At 49.9% G+C, this 2,549-nt stretch carries 3 protein-coding genes; all 3 read left to right on the top strand.

Annotation, left to right across the window (positions count from 1 at the left end; translation table 11 throughout):
* Positions 1–218: 218 nt before the first annotated feature.
* On the top strand, positions 219–422 hold the full coding sequence (locus tag E3J62_11350; GenBank protein TET44076.1) for a type II toxin-antitoxin system VapB family antitoxin: 204 nt from the start codon (positions 219–221) through the stop codon (positions 420–422).
* Complete coding sequence (locus E3J62_11345; protein ID TET44075.1) at positions 415–825, top strand: PIN domain nuclease; 411 nt, start codon at positions 415–417, stop codon at positions 823–825. Before E3J62_11350 ends, E3J62_11345 begins: the two co-directional genes overlap by 8 nt.
* Before the next feature lie 277 nt (positions 826–1,102).
* The coding region (locus tag E3J62_11340) for a DUF1565 domain-containing protein (protein TET44074.1) at positions 1,103–2,549 on the top strand (1,447 nt) is incomplete at its 3' end.

Genomic DNA, 2,549 nt, shown 5'->3' with positions numbered 1-2,549 from the left:
AAAAGTGTTACCTATGTCCCGGTACATGTGTAACCCATGTCCTGACCCCATACAGGGAGAATGAAAGAGAGGGTGACAACGTCTTTAACTTCTTAGTTTCGTAATTTCGTGTTTCGGTGTCAGCGGTCTTACAGCCTGACCAAGTTGACGTCTGACAGCCGTAAGCCCTTGACAAATATCAAAAAAACGACTATACTTATATACGGAGGTGATATAGAATGAGGACCCTGATAGATATAGACGAAAAAACCTTGAAGGAGGCGTTGAAACTGACCAAGGCCAAGACAAAGAAAGAGGTTGTCAACCTCTCGCTAAAGGAATTGGTGAGGCACAAAAGGATCGAGAGGCTGAAATCCAGATTGGGGAAAACCGACCTGGATTTGGATCTCAAGAGGTTGGAAAGGATGCGGCAGAATGACTGATGGTCTGGTACTTATTGACACCTCGGTCTGGATATTGGCTCTCCGTCGAAGGGCAGACGAGAAGACAAAAGAGTTGGTGAGTCGGATACTCGATCAGGATAGAGCCGCCACTTGTGGCATGATTAGCGTGGAACTCCTGGGAGGGGCGAGGAGCAGGAAGGAATACGAAGAGCTTTCAAAAGACCTGGAGGCCCTCCACTATCTGCCCACCCCTGAGCCGACCTGGCGCAAGGTCTCATTGCTGGGTCTGGGTTTACGGGCAAAGGGAGTCTCTGCGCCCTATACAGATCTTCTCATCGCTCAGATAGCTATGGACAATGGCTGCACCCTCCTCCACTCAGACAGCCACTTCAACCTGATTGCCCCGCATGTTAACCTCCGCGTTCAAAACGCCCCGAAATAGACAACGACCAAGGTCCTGGGTTTCTACATGTGGACAGGCACCTTTATATCGACGACCGCAGGTCCTCGAAGGCCCTGCCTGCCCCGTTTCTCGCGAAGCGAGATACACGGGGCCTGCCCGGCTCGTTCCACGAGCTCCTGAGGGCAACCGAAGGGAGCTGGTTTTGCTAATTGCTTGACAGACGCCCGTCTTCGCCCGTATACTCGTTACTGTCGCCTTACAGGTGGCCCACAAACCTAAAGGTTTTACCGCTTGCGTGCAGGCAAAGGAGACCCAAATGAGAATGACTGCTTGGAAGAAGACTCACCGGTGGAGTTTCAATCAAAAGAGCAACAAGTTGCTGGCTGCCTCCGTAATTCTGCTTTTTGGCATTGAGGTCGCGGCATCGGTTCTCAATGTCCCATCGGACTATCCCACAATTCAGGAAGCGGTTGATGCTGCGTCTCGCGGAGATACTGTAAAGGTTGCCCCGGGAATCTACTATGAAAATGTGAGAATATCAAAGCCACTCGTTCTCTGGGGCTCCGGTGGTAGTTCGACCACGATTGATGGAAGGAAAATGGGCAGGGTGGTGAGCATTGAGGCTGAGAGTTGTCTCGTAACGGGCTTTCTTGTTCAGAACAGTGGCAGTACCTCTTCAACGTGGGCGGGCATCTACATCCTCGGAGACGACGCGGTCATCGGGGAGATGCAGTTCCTGAATAACGGAATAGGTGTTGAGGTGGAAGGCCCTTATCAGAACGCTGTCGTGCGGAATAGCTCTTTCTTGGACAGTTGGACTGGGGTCTTTCTTCATCACGAGACGAGGAACTCCTCCATCATCGGAAACACAATTGTCTCAGGTAAATATGGTAGACATAGCCAAGGTGTCCGGGTGTCTTGGTCTGATCTCAACAGGATAGAGAATAACAGAATCTCTGATGGAGGATGGGGGATCTATCTTTCGGGACCCAACAACAACGTCATTCAAGGCAACAGATTAGACGGTAATAAGCAAGCGGGAATCTTTATATACGATGGCTACAATAACCTAGTTCTCAAGAACCAGATTTCGGGAGTAGACAACACCTCAGGGACGGGTCTCCATTTCGAGTATGCAAATTCGAATGTCATTTGTGAGAATGTTGTATCTGACTACAGGGTTGGCATCTGGGTTCAGCGTCACAGCGACGGAATCATCAGTGAGAACACCATTGTGAACAATCAATATGGTCTCGCTTTGGATGGTGTTGAAACGAATATGGTCTTTCACAACAATTTCGTTGATAACGAGTTCCAGGCATTTGACCATTTCCCTTCCTTGAACGACTGGTATCATCCCATACTACTGGAGGGAAACTTCTGGTCGGACTACCATGGAGTAGACGATGGGAGCGGCAGCGGGAAGCACTCCATTGCAAGGGACGGGATAGGGGATACCGACATCCCCCATCCGGGTGCAGATTTCGATTTCTATCCTTTTATGGCTAGAAATGGGTGGAGACCGCCGAAGAGTGTGAAGGAGGAGGCGCTGGATGAATTGGCCGGTCTCATGGAATCGATCACTCACCCTAAGATTGGCAAGCACATTGAACATGCCTTTCGGGAGCTGGAGAAGACTCTATCATATTTCTCAGACAACTGGCATATTACCAAAGCTTCACGTGTATTTGACCGTGAGAAGAAGGTCACAAAGGAAGTGCGAAAGGCATCCCGGTCCGCAAAGAAATACGAAATCCCTGATT

It is taken from the genome of candidate division TA06 bacterium (assembly GCA_004376575.1).
Classification (GTDB): Bacteria; Hydrothermota; DG-26; order E44-bin18; family E44-bin18; genus E44-bin18.
The sequence above is the reverse complement of the archived record's forward strand: the minus strand, read 5'-3'. Positions and strand labels throughout refer to the sequence as shown.